Genomic DNA, 19,417 nt, shown 5'->3' on the forward strand with positions numbered 1-19,417 from the left:
TTTCAACTTCTTAGGTAGACTTCATTCATGGAGACCGAGACGGCCACGCGGTGGCTGACGGATGCGGAGCAGTGTGCCTGGCGTACCCATCTGGAGGTCAACAGGCTGCTGACGTACCAGCTCGAAAAGGATCTGCAGCCGTTCGGCCTGACGATGAACGACTACGAGATCCTGGTGAATCTCTCCGAGTCGGAGGACCGGCGGATGCGGATGAGTGACCTCGCCTCCGCCACGCTGCAGTCCAAGAGCCGGCTCTCCCACCAGATCACGCGCATGGAGAACGCCGACCTCGTGCGCCGGGAGAACTGCGAGTCCGACCGGCGCGGGCTGTATGCCGTCCTCACCGAGCACGGCATGGAGACGATGAAGAAGGTCGCACCCCACCACGTGGACTCGGTGCGCCGCCACTTCATCGACCTGCTGGCCCCGGAGGCCCTGACGGAACTGGACAAGTCCCTCAGGCCGATCGCGGACCACTTGCGGACGCAACGCGGCCGCCCCTGAGCGAACGCAAGGGGGCTGGTCGCAAGGTCCCCCAAGCGCCCCGAAGGGGCGCGGGGAACCGCGCGACCAGCCACCTACCACCCGCACGCGCCGGAAAACGTCATGGCCCGAACTGGTGGGCGAACCTGCTCAGCCCTCGGTGAGACCCGCGACCAGCTCGTCGGCCGCCCGGTAGGGATCCAGCTCGCCGCCGACGATCCGCTCGGCCAGCGCGCTGAGCCGACGGTCCCCGTGCAGGTCACCGATCCGCTCCCGCAAAGCCGTCACCGCGATGGTCTCGACCTCGCGGGCCGCACGGGCCCGACGGCGCTCCGCGAGCACCCCGTGCTCCTCCATCCACGCACGGTGCTTCTCCAGGGCCTCCACGACCTCGTCGACCCCCTCCGCGCGCGCGGCCACCGTCTTGACGATCGGCGGGCGCCAGTCCCCCGGCGCGCGGGCCTCGCCGAGGCCCAGCATGTGGTTCAGCTCCCGCGCGGTGGCGTCGGCGCCGTCCCGGTCCGCCTTGTTGACGACGTACACGTCGCCGATCTCCAGGATTCCGGCCTTCGCCGCCTGGATGCCGTCGCCCATGCCGGGGGCCAGCAGGACGACGGAGGTGTCGGCCTGGGAGGCGATCTCCACCTCCGACTGGCCCACCCCGACCGTCTCCACGAGGATCACCTCGCAGCCCGCCGCGTCCAGCACGCGGATCGCCTGCGGCGCGGCCCAGGCGAGGCCGCCCAGGTGACCCCGGGTGGCCATGGAGCGGATGTAGACGCCGGGGTCGGAGGCGTGCTCCGACATCCGCACCCGGTCGCCGAGCAGGGCGCCGCCCGAGAAGGGGGACGAGGGGTCGACGGCCAGGACGCCGACCCGCTTGCCCTGCTTGCGGTACGCCGTGACCAGCGCGGAGGTGGAGGTGGACTTGCCGACGCCGGGCGAGCCGGTGAGGCCGACGACGTAGGCGTTGCCGGTCAGCGGGGCCAGCGCCGCCATGACCTCCCTGAGCTGCGGGGACGCCCCCTCCACCAGGGAGATCAGCCGGGCCACGGCACGCGGCCGGCCTTCCCTGGCCTGGGCCACCAGCGAGGAGACGTCCTGCATCACAGCTCCGTTCAGATCAAGATCGTACGAATATACGGACTGCTCAGGCCTTGGGTACCCGCACGATCAGCGCGTCACCCTGGCCGCCACCGCCGCACAGCGCGGCCGCGCCGACCCCGCCGCCCCGGCGCTTGAGCTCCAGCGCCAGGTGCAGCACCAGGCGGGCGCCGGACATGCCGATCGGGTGGCCGAGGGCGATCGCGCCGCCGTTGACGTTCACCTTTTCCGTGGACACGCCGAGGTCCTTCATCGACTGCACGGCGACCGCCGCGAAGGCCTCGTTGATCTCGATCAGGTCGAGGTCGGAGACCTCCAGGCCCTCCTTCTTCAGGGCGTGCGCGATCGCGTTCGACGGCTGCGACTGCAACGAGTTGTCCGGGCCGGCGACATTGCCGTGGGCGCCGATCTCGGCGATCCAGTCCAGGCCCAGCTCCTCGGCCTTGGCCTTGCTCATGACGACCACGGCGGCCGCGCCGTCGGAGATCTGCGAGGAGGTGCCGGCCGTGATCGTGCCGTCCTTGGAGAACGCCGGGCGCAGCTTGCCGAGGGACTCGGCCGTGGTGTCCGCGCGGATGCCCTCGTCCTTGCTGAACAGGACCGGGTCGCCCTTGCGCTGCGGGATCTCCACCGGGGTGATCTCGGCCTCGAAGACGCCGTTCTTCTGCGCGGCCGCGGCCCGCTGGTGGGACAGGGCGGCGATCTCGTCCTGCTCGGCGCGCCCGATGCCGAGGCGGGTGTTGTGCTTCTCCGTGGACTCGCCCATGGGGACGGCCTCCCACGGGTCGGTCAGGCCGTCGTGGGCCATCGCGTCCAGCATCTGCACCGCGCCGTACTTGAAGCCGTCACGGGACTTCGGCAGCAGGTGGGGGGCGTTGGTCATGGACTCCTGACCGCCGGCGACGACGATGTCGAACTCGCCGGCCCGGATCAACTGGTCCGCGAGCGCGATCGCGTCCAGGCCGGACAGACAGACCTTGTTGATGGTGAGCGCCGGGACGTTCATGGGGATGCCCGCCTTGACGGCCGCCTGGCGCGCCGGGATCTGGCCCGCGCCGGCCTGGAGCACCTGGCCCATGATCACGTACTGCACCTGGTCGCCGCCGATCCCCGCACGGTCGAGGGCGGCCTTGATCGCGAAGCCGCCGAGGTCGGCTCCGGAGAAGGACTTCAAAGAGCCCAGCAGTCGCCCCATGGGCGTCCGCGCGCCCGCGACGATCACCGAGCTGTTGGTTGCAGTTGCCATGAGCTGCGATCCCCTTACCGGCCCGCAGGGCCGAGGAGTGAACGAGGGTTTACTTCGAATGTACTGAGTGGCACTCCGTGCCGTCACCGGGCCGTCGGTGTGATCGCGCGCACGTTGCGTAACCATGCGGGGAGCGCTCCACTAACACCATGCTGACGCGAATCGACCACATCGGGATCGCCTGCCACGACCTCGACGCCACCGTCGAGTTCTACCGGGCGACGTACGGCTTCGAGGTGTTCCACACCGAGGTCAACGAGGAGCAGGGCGTGCGCGAGGCCATGCTCAAGATCAACGAGACGTCGGACGGCGGCGCCTCCTACCTCCAGCTGCTGGAGCCGACCCGCGAGGACTCCGCGGTCGGAAAGTGGCTGGCGAAGAACGGCGAGGGCGTCCACCACATCGCCTTCGGCACGGCGGACGTCGCCGCGGATGCGCAGGACATCCGCGGCAAGGGCGTCCGGGTCCTCTACGACGAGCCGCGCCGTGGCTCCATGGGCTCCCGGATCACCTTCCTGCACCCCAAGGACTGCCACGGCGTGCTGACAGAACTGGTCACTTCGGCCCCTGCTGAGTCGGACGAGCACTGACCCTCGTACATAAGGGCCGGTAGGGTTGGGTGCGGTCGCCGCCCAACCCTGCGGCGACCCGGTCCCTCCCTCACCGGCGGGACCAGTCCGGGGGTCCGGTTCAGGGGGGCGAGCGACGGGGCAGCAGCCCATGCTCCGCCGTTCATCTGACACCATTCACCCGGGGGCCCCGTTCGGCGGATGGACGGTGCTCGTTGGAGAGACTTGCGACCAGGGGACGGATGGGACCGCGCAGTGCGGGGCTACGAGAGCCAGGAGCGGGAGCCGGCGGCTGACGTCGACCACCTCACTCGGTTCGAAGCCGAGATGAAACGGCTGAAGACCGAGCGGGAAAAGGCGATCCAGCACGCCGAGGACCTCGGCTACCAGGTCGAGGTGCTGCGCGCCAAGCTGCACGAGGCGCGCCGCACCATCATGTCCCGGCCCGCCTTCGACGGCGGTGACATCGGCTACCAGGCCGAGCAGTTGCTGCGCCAGGCCCAGATGCAGGCCGACCAGATCCGCGCCGACGCCGAGCGCGAGCTGAGCCAGGCCCGCGCCCAGACCCAGCGCATCCTGCAGGAACACGCCGAGCAGGCCGCGCGGCTGCAGGCCGAGCTGCACCAGGAGGCGGTGACCCGCCGCCAGCAGCTGGACCAGGAGCTGGCCGAACGCCGGGCGACCGTCGAGTCGCACGTCAACGAGAACGTCGCGTGGGCCGAGCAGCTGCGCGCCCGCACCGAGGCGCAGGCCCGCCGGCTCATGGAGGAGTCCCGCACCGAGGCCGAGCAGGCCCTGGCGACCGCCCGCGCGGAGGCCGAACGGCTGACCACCGAGGCCCGCCGGCGGCTCACCAGCGAGGCCGAGTCGGCCCGCGCCGAGGCCGAGCAGATCCTGCGCCGCGCCCGCGCGGACGCCGAGCGGCTGCTCAACGCCGCCTCCACACAGGCCCAGGAGGCCACCGACCACGCCGAGCAGCTGCGCACCTCCACCGCCGGCGAGGCGGAGGCCGCGCGCCGTCAGGCGCAGGAGCTCAGCCGCACCGCGGAAGCCCGCATGGCGGAGGCCGACACCGCGCTGCGCGAGGCACGCACCGAGGCGGAGAAGCTGCTCGCCGAGGCCAAGGAGGCCGCCGCCAAGGCGCTGGCCGGCGCCGAGGCCGCCAACGAGACCCGCACGCGCACCGCCAAGGAGCAGGTCGCCCGGCTGGTCAGCGAGGCCACCAAGGAGGCCGAGTCCACCAAGGCGGAGGCCGAGCAGCTCATCGCCGACGCCCGCGCCGAGGCGGAGAAGCTGCTCGCCGAGGCGGTGGAGAAGGCCCGCAGCGTCACCGCCGAGGAAGCCGCCACCCAGCTGTCCAAGGCGGCCAAGACCGCCGAGGACGTGCTCAACAAGGCGTCCGAGGACGCCAAGCAGACCAGGAAGGCCGCGGCCGAGGAGGCCGAGCGCATCCGCACCGAGGCCGAGGCCGAGGCGGACCGGCTGCGCGCCCGGGCGCACGAGATCGCCGAGCACCTCAAGGGCGCGGCCAAGGACGACACCGAGGAGTACCGGGCCAAGACGGTCGAGCTGCAGGAGGAGGCCCGCCGGTTGCGCGGCGAGGCCGAGCAGCTGCGCGCCGGCGCGGTGTCCGAGGGCGAGAAGATCCGCGCCGAGGCCCGCAAGGAGGCCGTCCAGCAGATCGACGAGGCGGCCAAGACCGCCGAGGAACTGCTGGCCAAGGCCAAGGCGGACGCCGACGAGCTGCGCAAGACCGCGACCGCGGACAGCGAGAAGGTGCGCACCGAGGCCATCGAGCGGGCCACGACGCTGCGCCGGCAGGCCGAGGAGGCCCTGGAGCGCACCCGTGCGGAGGCCGAACGGCACCGCTCGGAGGCCGCCGAGCAGGCCGAGGCGCTGAAGGCGGACGCCGAGCGGGCCGCGCGGGAGCTGCGCGAGGAGACCGAGCGGGCGATGGCCGCCCGGCAGGCGGAGGCCGCCGAGGAGCTGACCCGTCTTCAGTCGGAGGCGCAGGAGCGGCTCGCCGCGGCCGAGCAGGCCCTCGCGGACGCCCGCGAGGAGGCCGCCCGCATCCGCCGGGAGGCCGCCGAGGAGACCGAGCGGCTGCGCGGCGAGTCCGCCGAGCGGATCCGTACGCTCCAGCAGCAGGCCGAGGCCGAGGCCGAGCGGCTGCGCACCGAGGCCGCCGCGGACGCCTCCGCCTCCCGTGCGGAGGGCGAGGCCGTCGCCGTACGGCTGCGCTCGGAGGCGGCGGCCGAGGCGGAGCGGCTGAAGTCGGAGGCGCAGGAGAGCGCCGACCGGCTGCGCGCCGAGGCGCAGGCCGCGGCCGAGCGGCTGGCGGCGGAGGCGTCGGAGACGCTGGCCGCCGCACAGGAGGAGGCCACCCGCCGCCGCCGGGAGGCCGAGGAACTCCTCGGCTCGGCGCGCCAGGAGGCCGACCAGGAGCGTGAGCGGGCCCGCGCGCAGAGCGAGGAGCTGCTGGCGGCGGCCCGTACGCGCGTGGAGGAGGCGCAGACCGAGGCGACCCGGCTGGTCGAGGAGGCCGACCGGCGCGCCTCCGAGATGGTCTCCGCGGCCGAGCAGCACGCGCAGCAGGTGCGGGACTCCGTGGCCGGGCTGCACGAGCAGGCGCAGGAGGAGATCGCCGGGCTGCGCAGCGCCGCCGAGCACGCGGCGGAGCGCACCCGCCGCGAGGCCCAGGAGGAGGCCGACCGGGTCCGCACCGACGCCTACGCCGAGCGGGAGCGGGCGGGCGAGGACGCCTCGCGGCTGCGCCGGGAGGCGAACGAGGAGTCGCAGGCCGCCAAGGCGCTCGCCGAGCACACGGTGGCGGAGGCCGTCGCGGAGGCCGAGCGGGTGCGTTCGGACGCCGCCGAGCACGCCCAGCGGGTGCGCACGGAGGCGTCGGACACCATCGCGCAGGCCGACCAGCAGGCGGCCCGTACGCGGGCGGACGCCCGGGAGGACGCCAACCGCATCCGCTCGGACGCCGCGGCGCAGGCCGACACCCTCATCACCGAGGCCCGCAGCGAGGCCGAACGCCTCACCACCGAGACGATCGCGGAGACCGACCGGCTGCGCACGGAGACCGTCGCCGAGGCCGAACGCGTCCGCACCGAAGCGCTGGAGGATGCCGATCGGGTCCGCACGCAGGGGCGGGAGGAGGCCGACCGGCTGCGCACCGAGGCCGCCGACATCCGGGCCCAGGCCGACCAGGACGCGACCCGTACGCGGGCGGACGCCCGGGAGGACGCCAACCGCATCCGCTCGGACGCCGCGGCGCAGGCCGACACCCTCATCACCGAGGCCCGCAGCGAAGCGGAACGCCTCACCACCGAGACGATCGCGGAGACCGACCGGCTGCGCACGGAGACCGTCGCCGAGGCCGAACGCGTCCGCACCGAAGCGCTGGAGGATGCCGATCGGGTCCGTACGGAGTCGGTCGCCAAGGCCGAGAAGCTGGTCGGGGACGCCACGGCGGAGGCGGAGCGGCTGCGTGCCGAGGCCGCCGAGACGGTGGGCAGCGCCCAGCAGCACGCCGAGCGGATCCGTACCGAGTCCGAGCGGGTCAAGGCGGAGGCGGCCGAGCACGCCGAGCGGCTGGTCACGGCGGCCCGCGAGGAGGCCGAGCGCACCCTGGACGAGGCCCGCAAGGACGCCAACAAGCGGCGCAGCGAGGCCGCCGAGCAGGTCGACAAGCTCATCACGGAGACCACGGCCGAGGCGGACAAGCTGCTCACCGAGGCGCAGCAGCAGGCGCTGAAGACGACCGCGGACGCCGAGTCGCAGGCGGACACGATGGTCGGCGCGGCGCGCAAGGAGGCCGAGCGGATCGTCTCCGAGTCGACCATCGAGGGCAACCAGATGGTGGAGAAGGCGCGTTCGGACGCGGACGAGCTGCTGGTCGGCGCGCGCCGGGACGCCACGCAGATCAGGGAGCGGGCGGAGGAGCTGCGCGACCGCATCACCTCCGAGATCGAGGAGCTGCACGAGCGGGCCCGCCGCGAGGCCGCCGAGACGATGAAGTCGACGGGCGACCGCTGCGACGCGCTCATCAAGGCCGCCGAGGAGCAGCTGGCCAAGGCGGAGGCGAAGGCCAAGGAGATCGTCTCGGAGGCCAACTCCGAGGCCGGCAAGGTCCGTATCGCGGCCGTGAAGAAGGCCGAGGGACTGCTCAAGGAGGCCGAGCAGAAGAAGGCCAGGCTGGTCAAGGAGGCCGAGGAGCTCAAGGCCGAGGCGGTCCGCGAGGCACGGCGCACGGTCGAGGAGGGCAAGCGCGAGCTGGAGATCCTGGTGCGGCGCCGCGAGGACATCAACGCCGAGATCTCCCGCGTCCAGGACGTCCTGGAGGCGCTGGAGTCCTTCGAAGCACCGTCGCCGGGCAAGGACTCCGCGGTCAAGGCGGGTGCGACGATCGGCGCCCCTCGTTCGGGTGGCAAGTCGTCGGACGGCTAGCGCCGGCGGGCCCTGAGGGGTCAGCCTGGACCAATGGCACGAAGGGGAAGCGGACGTGACGCGATGGTGTTCCAGGGTCCTGGACAGGGCCTTTGACGGTGTCTTGGCAAGTGGTCCGCCGTTCAGCCACTCAAAAGGGGTGTCATTCTCCGGCTCAAACGCGTATCCGCTCGATGACACGCCGTTCTGACCCCTAGGATTCCACCTATCACCTCACCGGTCTCATTCGACAGGAACCCCATGAGCGACACTTCCCCCTACGGCTTCGAGCTTGTGCGGCGTGGGTACGACCGCGCTCAGGTGGACGAACGTATCTCCAAGCTCGTCTCCGACCGTGACCAGGCCCTCTCCCGTATCACCGCTCTGGAAAAGCGCATCGAGGAGCTGCACCTCGAAACGCAGAACGCCCAGGCCCAGGTGACGGACGCCGAGCCGTCCTACGCCGGGCTCGGCGCGCGCGTCGAGAAGATCCTGCGTCTTGCCGAGGAAGAGGCCAAGGAGCTGCGCGAGGAGGCGCGGCGCGCGGCCGAGCAGCACCGCGACCTCGCCGAGTCGGCGGCCCAGCAGGTGCGCAACGACGCGGAGTCCTACGCCTCCGAGCGCAAGGCGAAGGCCGAGGACGAGGGCGTCCGGATCGTCGAGAAGGCCAAGACCGACGCGGCGCAGCTGCGCAGCGAGGCCCAGAAGGACGCGCAGTCCAAGCGTGAGGAGGCGGACGCCCTCTTCGAGGAGACCCGCGCCAAGGCCGCGCAGGCCGCCGCCGACTTCGAGACGAACCTCGCCAAGCGCCGCGAGCAGTCCGAGCGCGACCTGGCCTCCCGTCAGGCCAAGGCCGAGAAGCGGCTCGCGGAGATCGAGCACCGCGCGGAGCAGCTGCGCCTGGAGGCGGAGAAGCTGCGCACGGACGCCGAGCGCCGCGCCCGCCAGACGGTGGAGACGGCCCAGCGCCAGGCCGAGGACATCGTGGCCGACGCCAACGCCAAGGCCGACCGCATCCGCTCGGAATCCGAGCGCGAGCTCGCGGCGCTGACCAACCGCCGCGACTCCATCAACGCCCAGCTGACGAACGTCCGCGAGATGCTCGCCACGCTGACCGGTGCGGCGGTCGCCGCCGCGGGCACGCCCGGTGACGACGAGCAGGTTTCTCGTGGGGTGCCGGCGCAGCAGTCGCGCTGACCGCGTTCGCCAACGCCCGGGACACGGCGTCCGAACGCCTGACGAAGCCCTCCGCCAGCACTGGCGGAGGGCTTCGTTCCGTCTTAGCGTGGCCGCATGATCGAGCTCGAGGGGCTGACCAAGCGGTACGGCGAGAAGGTGGCGGTGAACAATCTGAGCTTCACCGTCAGACCCGGCATCGTCACCGGCTTCCTCGGTCCCAACGGCGCGGGCAAGTCGACCACCATGCGGATGATCCTGGGCCTGGACCGGCCCACGGCCGGGGATGTGCGGATCGACGGCATCCACTACGACCAGCTGAAGGACCCGCTGACGTACATCGGCGCGCTGCTGGAGGCGAAGGCCTGGCACGGCGGGCGCAGCGCCTACAACCACCTGCTGTGCCTCGCGCAGAGCAACGGCATCCCCGCCCCCCGGGTGCGTGAGGTGCTCGAGGCCGTCGGTCTGACGGCGGTGGCGAAGAAGAAGACCAAGGGCTTCTCGCTCGGCATGGGGCAGCGGCTCGGCATCGCGGCCGCGCTGCTCGGCGATCCGCGGATCCTGATGTTCGACGAGCCGGTGAACGGCCTCGACCCGGAGGGCATCCACTGGATCCGCAACCTGATGAAGTCTCTGGCGGCGCAGGGGCGGACGGTGTTCGTCTCCTCCCATCTGATGAGCGAGATGGCGCTCACCGCCGACCATCTGGTCGTCATCGGGCAGGGCCGGCTGCTGGCCGACACCTCGATGGCCGACTTCATCGCCCGCAACTCCCGCGCCTTCGTCCGGATCCGCACCCCGCAGCGCGAGCGGCTGCTGGACGTGCTGCAGCAGGCGGGCATCACCGTCGTGGAGACCGGCGGCGGGGTGCTGGAGGTGGAGGGCGGCAAGAGCGAGCAGATCGGCGAGCTGGCCGCACAGCACCAGATCGTGCTGCACGAGCTGAGCAGTCAGCAGGCCTCGCTGGAGGAGGCGTTCATGCAGCTGACCGCGCAGACGGTGGAGTACCACGCACACGACGGCACACCCCCGGCGGCACGGCAGCCGTGGGGCGCCGAATGGCAGAAGGGAAGCTGAGCCATGGCGGCGGTCCAGGTCATCCGCTCGGAGTGGACCAAGATCCGGTCGGTGGCGTCCACCCTCTGGACGCTCTCCCTCGCCGTGGTGGTCACCATCGCCCTCGGCATGCTGATCTCGGCGCTGTCGAAGAACGAGTTCGACACCATGAGCCGGCGCGACCGGCTCTCCTTCGATCCGACCTTCATCAGCTTCGCCGGGATGACCCTCGGCCAGCTCGCGATGATCGTGTTCGGGGTGCTGGTGGTGTCGAACGAGTACAGCACCGGCATGATCCGTGCCTCGCTGGCCGCGGTGCCCAGGCGCGGCACGTTCCTGTTCGGCAAGGTGGCCGTCGCGGCCGGGCTCGCCCTGGTGGTGGGCATGGCCACCAGCTTCGCGACGTTCTTCCTCGGGCAGGCGATGCTGGGCGAGCACCGGGCCTCGATCGGCGACCCGGGGGTGCTGCGTGCGGTGGTCGGCGGTGGTCTGTACATGACCCTGATCGCGGTGTTCTCGATGGGCGTCGCCGCGATGCTGCGCTCGCCGATGCTGTCGCTCGGCATCCTGATGCCGTTCTTCTTCCTGATCTCGAACATCCTCGGCAACGTCAGCGCGACGAAGAAGGTCGGCCAGTACCTGCCCGACCAGGCCGGCAGCAGGATCATGCAGGTGGTCACCCCGGTCGGCGACGACACCCCGTACGGTCCCTGGGGCGGCCTCGGGATCATGGTGGCGTGGGTGGCGGCGGTCCTGGCCGGCGGTTACGTCCTGCTGAAGCGGCGTGACGCATAGCCTTTGCCTTCTCTTGGGTGGAACCGTCAGCGCGTGGATATCCTCCTAACCCTTACGGGGGCGTGTGCCCTGCTGTCCTGAACCTTGCGATGGGTGCGGAGCATGATCGAAGCAGTCGGCTTGACGAAGCGCTACGGCGACAAGACCGCTGTGTACAACCTCTCCTTCCAGGTGCGGCCCGGCGCCGTCACCGGCTTCCTCGGGCCGAACGGCTCGGGCAAGTCGACGACCATGCGGATGATCCTCGGCCTGGACAACCCCACCGCCGGGTCGGTCACGATCTGCGGCCACCCCTACCGCCGGCTGCCCAACGCCGCCCGCCAGGTCGGTGCCCTGCTGGACGCCAAGGCCGTGCACGGCGGCCGCTCCGCCCGCAGCCACCTGCTGAGCCTGGCGCAGCTGTCCGGCATCCCGGCCCGCCGCGTCGACGAGGTGCTCGGCGTGGTCGGCCTCCAGGACGTGGCGAAGCGGCGCTCCAAGGGCTTCTCGCTCGGCATGGGCCAGCGGCTCGGCATCGCCGCCGCCCTGCTCGGCGACCCGCAGGTACTGCTCTTCGACGAGCCGGTCAACGGCCTCGACCCCGAGGGCATCCTGTGGGTGCGCAACCTGATGAAGGCGCTGGCCGCCGAGGGGCGGACGGTGTTCGTCTCCTCGCACCTGATGAGCGAGATGGCGCTCACCGCCGACCACCTCATCGTCATCGGGCGCGGGCAGCTGCTCGCCGACATGAGCGTGCAGGACTTCATCGCGGCGAACTCCGCGGGCTTCGCGCGCGTGCGCACCCCCGACACCGAGCCGCAGCAGCGCGAGAAGCTCACGGCCGCGCTCACCGAGGCGGGCGGCCAGGTGCTGCCCGAGCAGGACGGCGCGCTGCGGGTGACGGGGCTGGCGCTGCCGAGCATCTCCGGCATCGCCCACGAGCACGACGTACGGCTGTGGGAGCTGAGCCCGCACCAGGCCTCGCTGGAGGAGGCGTACATGCGGATGACGCAGGCCGCCGTCGACTACCGCTCCACGATCGACCAGAAGGCCGGCCTGCAGCAGCCGCTGCCGCCGGGCGCCGAGCAGCCGATGCCGGTACCCGGGCAGGGCCAGCCCGGCTGGTACGCCCCGCCGCCGCCCCAGCAGGGCGGGCAGCCGTTCCCGGCACCCCAGGGCCGGCCGGGCCCGTACGGCGCGGCGCAGGCACCGGGCCCGGCTCCGTACGGCGCCCCGCAGGCACAGGGCGCCCCGGTGAACCCGTACGCCCAGCAGGCCCCGCAGCAGGCCCCCGCCCAGCCGGTCGCCCCGCCGGCCCAGGCACCGCAGGCCCCCGCCCAGCCCGCGCAGGCCGCCGCGCCGCAGGCCCAGCAGCCCGCGTCCGCCGCCGCATCCTCCGCCGAACCGACCACCGCCCAGTCCGAGGACGCCCGATGAGCTCGCCCCAGATCCCGACGCCGCAGGCCGCGCCGACCTGGCAGACGGCGCCCGGCGCCCCCGCCTACACCTCGCCGATCCCCATCGTGCGCACGCACCTCGGGCACGCCATCGCCTCCGAGTGGACCAAGCTGCGCTCGGTGCGCTCCACGCTGTGGACGCTCGGCGTGTTCGTGCTGCTCGTCGTCGGCATCGGAGTGATGACCGGCGCGCTGGTCGCGGCCAACGCCTCCCCGGAGAGTCTGAAGGAGGCCAGCGCCCTGCCGTACGGCCTCTTCGGGGTGCTGCTCGGCAGCGTGTGCGTCATCACCCTCGGCGTGCTGACCACGGCCTCGGAGTACGGCACCGGCATGATCCGCACCACGACGGTGGCCTGCCCGACGCGCGCGCGGGTGCTGACGGCCAAGGCGGTCGTGCTGTTCACGGTGGTGTTCGCGGTCACGCTGGTGTCGACCGCGTTCGTCTCGTTCGCGCTGACCGGTATCCTCTCCGACGCGGCGGAGCCGTCCGGCGGGGAGTGGCTGAAGGCCACCGTCGGCATCTCGCTCTACATGGCGCTGCTCGGCCTGTTCTCCATGCTGATCGGGTCGATCATCCGGCACTCCGCCGGCGCCATCACGATCATGATCGGCCTGGTGCTGGCCCCGCTGGTGATCGCCCTGTTCATGGTGACGGAGTCGCTGCAGAAGGTCCGCGAGTTCCTGTTCGACTACTCGATCCCGACCCAGCTCGGCGTGTTCTACACCGCGTCCATCGGCGAGTCCGGCCCCTCCGGCTGGGACCCGCTGTGGATCGCCCTCGGCGCGACGGCCGCCGCGTTCGCCGGCGCGTGGGCACTGCTGGAGAAGCGGGACGTGTAGGGACGTACTAGAACCTGGGCGCGTTACGGGACCGCTGCACCCGCGTGGTGCGGCGGTCTCTGGCGTTCCAGCAGGCCTTGTGCCAGTGGCGGCGGTCGTCGACGCCCATGTGCTCGGGCCAGGCGACGACGTGCGGAACGCCGCCGGGGATCAGCTGGTCGCAGCCCGGGCAGCGGTAGCTCTTGCCCTGGGCGCTCGAGCCCGCCACGTGCCGCACGCTGAAGTCCTCGCCCTGCCAGCTGACCGACGACTGCCAGCCGCCGTAACGGCTCGACTGGTCGTCCTCGGCGCTGCGGCCTTGCGAACCGGAGCCCTTGGGACGGTTGCGACGCGGGGACACGGAACACCTCACGGAGCTATACAGGGAGCACGGGCCGCTTCCAGCGTACGCGGCCCGCTCCGGGGTACTCCCCCGCTACAGGGCGGGTGAGGGGCCTCGTCAAGTCCCCCTGCGGGGCGCGGCGTTCGCCGGGATTCTCCCGACAATCCGCAAATTACTCCGTCAGGCCGTGTCCTCGGCACGTGTCAGACGGTTATGCCGGGTGGGGGAGCTCCGCGTCGGAGCCGAGGAAGCAGGAAAAGCAATGCGCGTTGGAAGTTTCGTGTTGGCGGCCCAGTTCCCCGGCCAGGGCCCGGGAGAGGCGCTGCACCGCGCGGTCCGTTCCGCGGAGGTCGCCGAGGAGGCGGGGCTCGACACAGCCTGGCTGGCCGAGCACCACTTCGTGCCGTACGGCACATGTCCGTCGGCCGTCACCCTGGCCGCGCTGCTGCTGGGCCGTACCCGCAGGCTGCGGGTGGGTACGGCGGTCAGCGTGCTGCCGACGACGCATCCCGTCGCGCTCGGCGAGCAGGCCGCGCTGCTGCATCTGACGAGCGGCGGCCGGTTCTCGCTGGGGGTGGGGCGGGGCGGCCCGTGGGTGGACCTCGAGGTGTTCGGACCGGGCCTCGGGGCGTACGAGCACGGCTTCCCGGAATCACTCGATCTGCTGACGCGCTGGCTGCGCGACGCTCGGGTGTCGGCGGACGGAGAGCGGTTCCGCTTCCGCGAAGTGCCCGTCGTGCCGCGGCCTTCGGAGGCGCTGACGGACGACCCGGGTCCTGAGGTGATCGTGGCGTGCACGTCCCCGTCGAGTGTGCGGATGGCGGCCGCGCGCGGCCTGCCGATGCTGCTCGGGATGCACACCGGGGACGAGGAGAAGGCCGAGATGGTCGCCCTGTGGCGGCGCTCCGCGCGGGCGGCGGGCCGCGCCGAGGACGAGATCCGGTCGGCGGCGCATGTCTCGGCCGGCGTCTGCCAGCTCGCGGACCGGCGCACGGACGCGGTGGAGACGCTGACCAAGGCCATGCCGGGCTGGCTGAAGCAGGGGCTCGACGCCCATGTCACCGTCGACGGCCGGCAGCGGCGGATGCGGGACCCGCTGGCGTACACCGAGCTGCTGTGCGGGCTGCACCCGGTGGGCACGCCGCGGCTCGCCGTCGACCGGCTCACGGCGACCAGCGAGCGGACCGGCATTACCCGGTTCGCCCTGCTGGTGGAGGGCTCGGGCGACCTCGCGGCGACGGAGGAGAACGTCCGGCGCCTGGGCGCCGAAGTGCTCCCCCATCTGTCCTGAGAGCGTCCCGGGGAGCTTGCCGCTCCGGTTTCGATGTCTGCACCTCCCACGGGCGGAGCGGCAAGCGGGTGGCTCACTGCGTCAGCAGTCCCGCAGCTCCGGGGACTGGTTCAGCAGCTGGTTGCGGATCGAGGTGAAGCGCGCCAGCGTCTCGTCCACCGAGGCATCCAGCGGGAACACCGCCACGCGGTGGCAGTTCTGGAAGGCCAGCCGTACACCGAAGTGCCGCTGCAGCGCGCCGCGTATCGCGTCACTGGCGAGCGCGCGCAGCAGCTGGCCGCGCGCCTGCTCGTCCGGCGGGGGCGTCTGGTTGTCGGCGAACTCGCCACCGTCCACCTTCAGCTGGGCCACCAGGGAGCTGATCATCTCCCATGCGTAGGGCAGGGAGGTCCGGACGCAGTCGACGAATGCTGCTTCGTCGACCTCGCCTCGCTCGGCCTGTTCGAGTAGGGCCGGTGAGACGTCGAGCGACATGGGTTCTCCTCTCGCACCCCCGCACAGCAGGGGTTGCCGGACACGGAAAGGGGAGCCCGCCATGCCGAAATACCGAACACGGTGAGTACACGCATAGCGACCTCCCGTTTCTACGGTAGGCAACAGACCGTGACGGCACCAGGCGAATGGGCAGATAGGAATGCCCAGTTGGGCACACAATCGGCCAGCGTGGAACAGGTGGAATCAGGGAGATTAGGGGCGGCTCACAGGGCGAATCGCGTGCACGGGTGTCCGTCGAGTAGCGTTGCCGACCATGCGTCTCGTCATTGCCCGATGCTCCGTGGACTACGCCGGCCGGCTCACCGCCCACCTGCCCTCCGCGCCCCGACTGATCCTGGTCAAGGCGGACGGCAGCGTCTCCATCCATGCCGACGACCGGGCCTACAAGCCCCTGAACTGGATGTCGCCGCCGTGCACCCTGAAGGAGGGAACGGGCGAGGAGGAAGGCGTCTGGACCGTCGTCAACAAGGCGGGCGAGAAACTGATCATCACGATGGAGGAGATCCTCCACGACTCCTCGCACGAGCTCGGTGTCGACCCCGGTCTGATCAAGGACGGCGTGGAAGCGCACCTTCAGGAGCTGCTCGCCGACCGCATCGAGACCCTCGGCGAGGGTTACACGCTCATCCGGCGGGAGTACATGACCGCGATCGGCCCCGTGGACATCCTGTGCCGGGACGCCGACGGCCAGACCGTCGCGGTGGAGATCAAGCGGCGCGGTGAGATCGACGGCGTCGAGCAGCTGACCCGCTACCTGGAGCTCCTCAACCGCGACCCGCACCTCGCGCCGGTGCGCGGCATCTTCGCGGCGCAGGAGATCAAGCCGCAGGCCCGCGTCCTGGCCACGGACCGCGGCATCGGCTGCCAGGTCCTGGACTACAACGCCCTGCGCGGCATCGAGGACGACAAGCTGCGGCTGTTCTGACACCCGCAGGCGTACGACGGCGAAGGGCCGGGCCCCGGTGGGGGTCCGGCCCTTCGCCGTACGCGGGGTCAGATCACCGACTCCGTGCTGCTCGCCGTGCCGCTCTGCGGCGCGCTCGCCGAGCTGGCGGGGGCGCTGGAGGAGGCGGGGCCGCTCGCGGTGTCGGAGGTGGAGGGGGACGACGTGTCGGTCGGCGGTTCGGACGGCGTGGTCGTCCCCGGGTCGGTCGGCGTGGGAGACGACGGGGTGGACGTGGACGGCTTCGGGGATGTCGTCGGCTTCGGGGACGTCTTCGTCGGCGGGTTCGGCGGCGCCGGGTGCGACGGCTGGGTGGTGGGCCCTCCCCCCGTCTCCTGCGTCCCCGTCGGCCGGTCGGACGGCTCCGCCGCCGTCGGAGTCGGGTCGTCCGCCGTGCCGTACGTGCCGTCGGGGCCCGGGTCGGTGGGGTGGCTGGTCGGGGTGCCGGGGCCGCCGCGGGGGGCGTCGGCGTTCTTCTGCGGGGTGTCGGCGCCCACGGTGCCGTCGTCGATGTCCTGGCTGGCGGACGGGTTGACGCCGACCTGGTCGGACGGCGTGTGCGCGTCGTTGTCGGAGGTGGCGCCCAGCGTCACCACCGTGCCGAGCACGGCGACGAGCAGCGCTCCGGCGCCGGCCGCGACGACGTTGCGGCGGGCCAGGTTCCTCAGGCCGCCGCGGGGCTTGGCGGCGGTGCCGTGGGGAGCCGGCGCGGCCTGGCGGGTGACGAGGGTGACGCCGTCGTCCGGGGCGGGCCGGGGCAGCGGCGGAATCGGCGCGAGCACACCGGCGGCCGGGGATGCGGACTTCTCGGAGCGGGCGGCCGTCACCTCCTCCCCCGCCGTCACCGGGATGCCGGGCACGTCGCCCGCGCGGTCGGTGACCAGGGCGAGAGCGCGGCGGCCCGCGACGGTACCGCGCTTGTCGCTGACCGCCCCGCGCAGCCCGATGGAGGCCTCGAGTTCGGCGCGGGCCCGGTCGAGCCGGCCGGCGCACAGCGCGAGGACGCCCAGTTCGTGGTGGAAGTAGGCCTGTTCGGCGACCTCGCCGGCGAGCCGTGAGGCCTCGGCGCCCGAGCGCAGGGCCCGCTCCCAGGCGCCCCACTCCAGGCCCGCGGCGAACGCGGGCGCGGCGGCGCGGGCGAGCGCGACGGCCGTGTGCTCGCCGTCCTCCTCCTCGGGGCCCGCGGACACCAGCGGTGTGAGGGCGGCGAGGACGGCGTCCGCCTCGGCGCAGACGCGTTCGGGGGTGACCGAGGGGTGTCCGGCCCACCAGGTGTAGTGCCGGCCGGCGGTGCGGGCCTGCTCGGTGGCGTCGTCGGCGTAGCCGGCGGCCTCCAGCTGGGTCTGCACCCCGGCGGCGAGCCGGTAGCGGGCGCCGACCGGGGAGACCAGTCCGCAGGCGGCGAGTTCGCCGAGCGCGGCGTCGGCGTGGGTGTCGCCGACGAGGGCGGGCAGGTGCGCCTGGTGCGGCACCTCGCCGCCGAGGGCGACGGCGAAGCGCAGGGTGGCGCGGGCGGAGGCGCTGAGGCGGGACGCGAGCAGCGGGGCGGGCGCGGCGGCCTCGCCGAGGGAGGGCAGCGGTACGTCCTCCTCCCCTTCGGCCGGTACGGCCGCGTCGAGGGGCACCGCGTCCTCGAAGACGCCGTACTCGTCGACGGCGTCGGCGCCCGCGCGCAGCCGGTCGCGCTGCCGCAGCAGGGCGCCGGCCTGGACGAACCTCAGCGGCAGGCCCTCGGACTCGAACCACAGATCGCCCGCCCAGTTGGCCTCGTCCTCGGTGAGGACCCGGCCGAGGGACTGCTCGATGAGGTCGACGCCGCCGGCCCGGTCGAGTCCGCTGAGGAAGACCTCTTCGACGGCGGAGTCGGCGGACGGAGCCGCCACGTCGGGGGTGGCGGCGAGCAGCCAGGCGCACTCGGGGGTGGCGTCGAGCAGCTCGTCGAGCGCCGCCCCGCCGAACTCCAGGTCGTCCAGGACGACGACGGCGCCGATGTCGCGGACGTACTCCAGGAGTTCGTCGCGGGCCGGGCGGTGCCGGGGCGCGCTCTGGACGGTGCGGAAGAGGTCGTGCAGCAGGTCGTCGGCGGTGCGGTGGAAGCCGTTCAGGCGGACGATGCCGTCGGGGGCGAGGTCCGCGCAGTCCTCGGCGACCAGGTCGAGGAGGCTGGTGCGGCCGGAGCCGGCGGGGCCGGTGAGGCGTACGGAGCGGCCGCGGGCCAGGAGGCGGACCAGGCGTTCGCGTTCCTCGTCGCGGCCCAGCAGGGGCGGCGCGGGCCGGGCGGGTCCGGGCGGGACGGGCGGCGCGGCGGCACGGTCGGCGTCGGCGCGTTCGGCGGCGGTGCGCCGGGCGGGACGTTCGGGCTGTCCGGCGGGCGGGCAGGGCTCTATCTCGCTGCCGTCGACGGGGTTGACGGTGAGCAGGAGGTCGCCGGAGACGACCTGGACCATGCGGGCCTGCGCGGGCCCGTGCTGGCCGAGGTCGGGTGTGTGGGGATCCCTGGGCGGGCGCGGGCGCGGCGCGTGGCCGTCACCCTCGCGGCCGTGCTCCTCGGGCCCCTGGGTGTTCGGGTCCATAGGTTTCAAGCCCCCCAAAAGCGTCGTGTGGCGGTAGCCCCTCCCGGCCTTGCTGCACACTGCGCTGTCGCTTCTGGTCCGGTGCCCGGTCGAGGGTTGCGGGCGGCGGGCAGACGAACCGTAAACCTTCGCTCAGTATCTCCGACAGCCCGGGGTGCCTTGCCGTCCGAGACATCACAGTCCGGTGAGGATTGGGCGCGAGGGGCGTTTCGCCGGTCTCGGCCCCGCGCCGGGTGCCCCCGAGCGCCCGGGTCACACCCGCGGCAGGGAGTCCACGGCGAGGCCGCCTTCGATCGCGAGGATGCGGTGCAGGCGGGTCGCCACCAGCAGGCGCTGCATCTGCGGGGGTACGCCGCGCAGCACCAGGCGGCGGCCGCAGCGGCCGGCCCGGCGGTGGACGCCCATGATGACGCCCAGCCCGGTGGCGTCCCAGGAGTCCAGTTCTGACAGGTCGAGCACGAGGTCGCCGACGCCGTCGTCGACCGCCGAGTGCAGGACCGTACGGGCGTCCGCCGCGCTGCGGACGTCGAGGCGGCCCCCGACGACCAGCTCGACGTGGTCGCCCCTGATGTGCATATGCGCTCCTCGGGTGAGTGCGGTGGCTACTCCATGACGTGGGTGTGCCAGGTCTGACTGCGCCGGCGGCGGTGCGGT

At 72.5% G+C, this 19,417-nt stretch carries 16 protein-coding genes; 10 read left to right on the plus strand and 6 right to left on the minus strand.

What is annotated here, in order from left to right:
• The first annotated feature begins 27 nt into the window (after positions 1-27).
• Positions 28-504, plus strand: a complete 477-nt coding sequence (locus tag AB0J12_RS03345) for a MarR family transcriptional regulator (RefSeq protein WP_363262459.1) — start codon at positions 28-30, stop codon at positions 502-504.
• Positions 505-633: 129 nt separating this feature from the next.
• Here AB0J12_RS03345 and meaB read toward each other — a convergent pair whose 3' ends face one another.
• Positions 634-1,590, minus strand: a complete 957-nt coding sequence (gene meaB, locus AB0J12_RS03350) for a methylmalonyl Co-A mutase-associated GTPase MeaB (RefSeq protein ID WP_363262460.1) — start codon at positions 1,588-1,590, stop codon at positions 634-636.
• A gap of 43 nt (positions 1,591-1,633) precedes the next feature.
• Entirely contained in the window at positions 1,634-2,833 is a 1,200-nt protein-coding gene (locus AB0J12_RS03355; RefSeq protein WP_363262461.1) for an acetyl-CoA C-acetyltransferase, read from the minus strand.
• Positions 2,834-2,982: 149 nt separating this feature from the next.
• Here AB0J12_RS03355 and mce point away from each other — a divergent pair, with 149 nt between their 5' ends.
• From mce to AB0J12_RS03390, 7 genes are all read left to right on the plus strand, one after another.
• Positions 2,983-3,423, plus strand: coding sequence for a methylmalonyl-CoA epimerase (gene mce, locus AB0J12_RS03360; protein WP_363262462.1), 441 nt, complete (start codon positions 2,983-2,985; stop codon positions 3,421-3,423).
• A 234-nt stretch (positions 3,424-3,657) separates the two neighbouring features.
• The gene (gene scy / locus AB0J12_RS03365; RefSeq protein WP_363262463.1) at positions 3,658-7,857 is read left to right on the plus strand and encodes a polarized growth protein Scy; all 4,200 of its coding nucleotides are present in this window, start codon (positions 3,658-3,660) and stop codon (positions 7,855-7,857) included.
• A 240-nt stretch (positions 7,858-8,097) separates the two neighbouring features.
• Complete coding sequence (locus AB0J12_RS03370; RefSeq protein WP_363262464.1) at positions 8,098-9,033, plus strand: cellulose-binding protein; 936 nt, start codon at positions 8,098-8,100, stop codon at positions 9,031-9,033.
• Between the two features lie 96 nt (positions 9,034-9,129).
• On the plus strand, positions 9,130-10,089 hold the full coding sequence (locus AB0J12_RS03375) for an ABC transporter ATP-binding protein (protein WP_363262465.1): 960 nt from the start codon (positions 9,130-9,132) through the stop codon (positions 10,087-10,089).
• A gap of 3 nt (positions 10,090-10,092) precedes the next feature.
• The gene (locus AB0J12_RS03380) at positions 10,093-10,863 is read left to right on the plus strand and encodes an ABC transporter permease (RefSeq protein ID WP_363262466.1); all 771 of its coding nucleotides are present in this window, start codon (positions 10,093-10,095) and stop codon (positions 10,861-10,863) included.
• Positions 10,864-10,965: 102 nt separating this feature from the next.
• Positions 10,966-12,279 (plus strand): ABC transporter ATP-binding protein, encoded by a 1,314-nt coding sequence (locus tag AB0J12_RS03385; protein ID WP_363262467.1) that lies wholly within the window; start codon positions 10,966-10,968, stop codon positions 12,277-12,279.
• Positions 12,276-13,139 carry an ABC transporter permease subunit gene (locus AB0J12_RS03390; protein WP_363262468.1) on the plus strand — a complete coding sequence of 288 codons (864 nt, stop codon included), beginning with the start codon at positions 12,276-12,278 and terminating at the stop codon, positions 13,137-13,139. The genes AB0J12_RS03385 and AB0J12_RS03390 overlap by 4 nt, the downstream gene beginning before the upstream one ends.
• Before the next feature lie 7 nt (positions 13,140-13,146).
• On the opposite strand, the gene AB0J12_RS03395 is transcribed toward AB0J12_RS03390, so the two are convergent.
• Positions 13,147-13,479: an ATP/GTP-binding protein gene (locus AB0J12_RS03395; protein ID WP_363262469.1), complete on the minus strand. Its 333-nt coding sequence runs from the start codon at positions 13,477-13,479 to the stop codon at positions 13,147-13,149.
• Positions 13,480-13,723: 244 nt separating this feature from the next.
• On the opposite strand from AB0J12_RS03395, the gene AB0J12_RS03400 reads away from it, so the two are divergent.
• Entirely contained in the window at positions 13,724-14,752 is a 1,029-nt protein-coding gene (locus AB0J12_RS03400; RefSeq protein ID WP_363262470.1) for an LLM class flavin-dependent oxidoreductase, read from the plus strand.
• Positions 14,753-14,833: 81 nt separating this feature from the next.
• Here AB0J12_RS03400 and AB0J12_RS03405 read toward each other — a convergent pair whose 3' ends face one another.
• Positions 14,834-15,226: an SCO5389 family protein gene (locus tag AB0J12_RS03405; protein ID WP_363262471.1), complete on the minus strand. Its 393-nt coding sequence runs from the start codon at positions 15,224-15,226 to the stop codon at positions 14,834-14,836.
• Between the two features lie 274 nt (positions 15,227-15,500).
• Here AB0J12_RS03405 and nucS point away from each other — a divergent pair, with 274 nt between their 5' ends.
• Positions 15,501-16,172, plus strand: a complete 672-nt coding sequence (nucS, locus tag AB0J12_RS03410; protein WP_363262472.1) for an endonuclease NucS — start codon at positions 15,501-15,503, stop codon at positions 16,170-16,172.
• A 68-nt stretch (positions 16,173-16,240) separates the two neighbouring features.
• Here nucS and AB0J12_RS03415 read toward each other — a convergent pair whose 3' ends face one another.
• Both AB0J12_RS03415 and AB0J12_RS03420 read right to left on the minus strand, forming a co-directional pair.
• The gene (locus tag AB0J12_RS03415; RefSeq protein ID WP_363262473.1) at positions 16,241-18,763 is read right to left on the minus strand and encodes an ATP-binding protein; all 2,523 of its coding nucleotides are present in this window, start codon (positions 18,761-18,763) and stop codon (positions 16,241-16,243) included.
• A 252-nt stretch (positions 18,764-19,015) separates the two neighbouring features.
• Positions 19,016-19,339, minus strand: coding sequence for an STAS domain-containing protein (locus tag AB0J12_RS03420; protein ID WP_247463973.1), 324 nt, complete (start codon positions 19,337-19,339; stop codon positions 19,016-19,018).
• Between the last annotated feature and the right edge of the window lie 78 nt (positions 19,340-19,417).

This window comes from Streptomyces sp. NPDC049915, assembly GCF_040656475.1.
Taxonomy (GTDB): domain Bacteria; phylum Actinomycetota; class Actinomycetes; order Streptomycetales; family Streptomycetaceae; genus Streptomyces.

Coding starts and splice junctions, on each gene's coding strand:
- AB0J12_RS03345 (WP_363262459.1), top strand. CDS start 28: ATGGAGACCGAGACGGCCACGCGGTGGCTGACGGATGCGGAGCAGTGT.
- meaB (WP_363262460.1), bottom strand. CDS start 1,590: ATGCAGGACGTCTCCTCGCTGGTGGCCCAGGCCAGGGAAGGCCGGCCG.
- AB0J12_RS03355 (WP_363262461.1), bottom strand. CDS start 2,833: ATGGCAACTGCAACCAACAGCTCGGTGATCGTCGCGGGCGCGCGGACG.
- mce (WP_363262462.1), top strand. CDS start 2,983: ATGCTGACGCGAATCGACCACATCGGGATCGCCTGCCACGACCTCGAC.
- AB0J12_RS03370 (WP_363262464.1), top strand. CDS start 8,098: ATGAGCGACACTTCCCCCTACGGCTTCGAGCTTGTGCGGCGTGGGTAC.
- AB0J12_RS03375 (WP_363262465.1), top strand. CDS start 9,130: ATGATCGAGCTCGAGGGGCTGACCAAGCGGTACGGCGAGAAGGTGGCG.
- AB0J12_RS03380 (WP_363262466.1), top strand. CDS start 10,093: ATGGCGGCGGTCCAGGTCATCCGCTCGGAGTGGACCAAGATCCGGTCG.
- AB0J12_RS03385 (WP_363262467.1), top strand. CDS start 10,966: ATGATCGAAGCAGTCGGCTTGACGAAGCGCTACGGCGACAAGACCGCT.
- AB0J12_RS03390 (WP_363262468.1), top strand. CDS start 12,276: ATGAGCTCGCCCCAGATCCCGACGCCGCAGGCCGCGCCGACCTGGCAG.
- AB0J12_RS03400 (WP_363262470.1), top strand. CDS start 13,724: ATGCGCGTTGGAAGTTTCGTGTTGGCGGCCCAGTTCCCCGGCCAGGGC.
- AB0J12_RS03405 (WP_363262471.1), bottom strand. CDS start 15,226: ATGTCGCTCGACGTCTCACCGGCCCTACTCGAACAGGCCGAGCGAGGC.
- nucS (WP_363262472.1), top strand. CDS start 15,501: ATGCGTCTCGTCATTGCCCGATGCTCCGTGGACTACGCCGGCCGGCTC.
- AB0J12_RS03415 (WP_363262473.1), bottom strand. CDS start 18,763: ATGGACCCGAACACCCAGGGGCCCGAGGAGCACGGCCGCGAGGGTGAC.
- AB0J12_RS03420 (WP_247463973.1), bottom strand. CDS start 19,339: ATGCACATCAGGGGCGACCACGTCGAGCTGGTCGTCGGGGGCCGCCTC.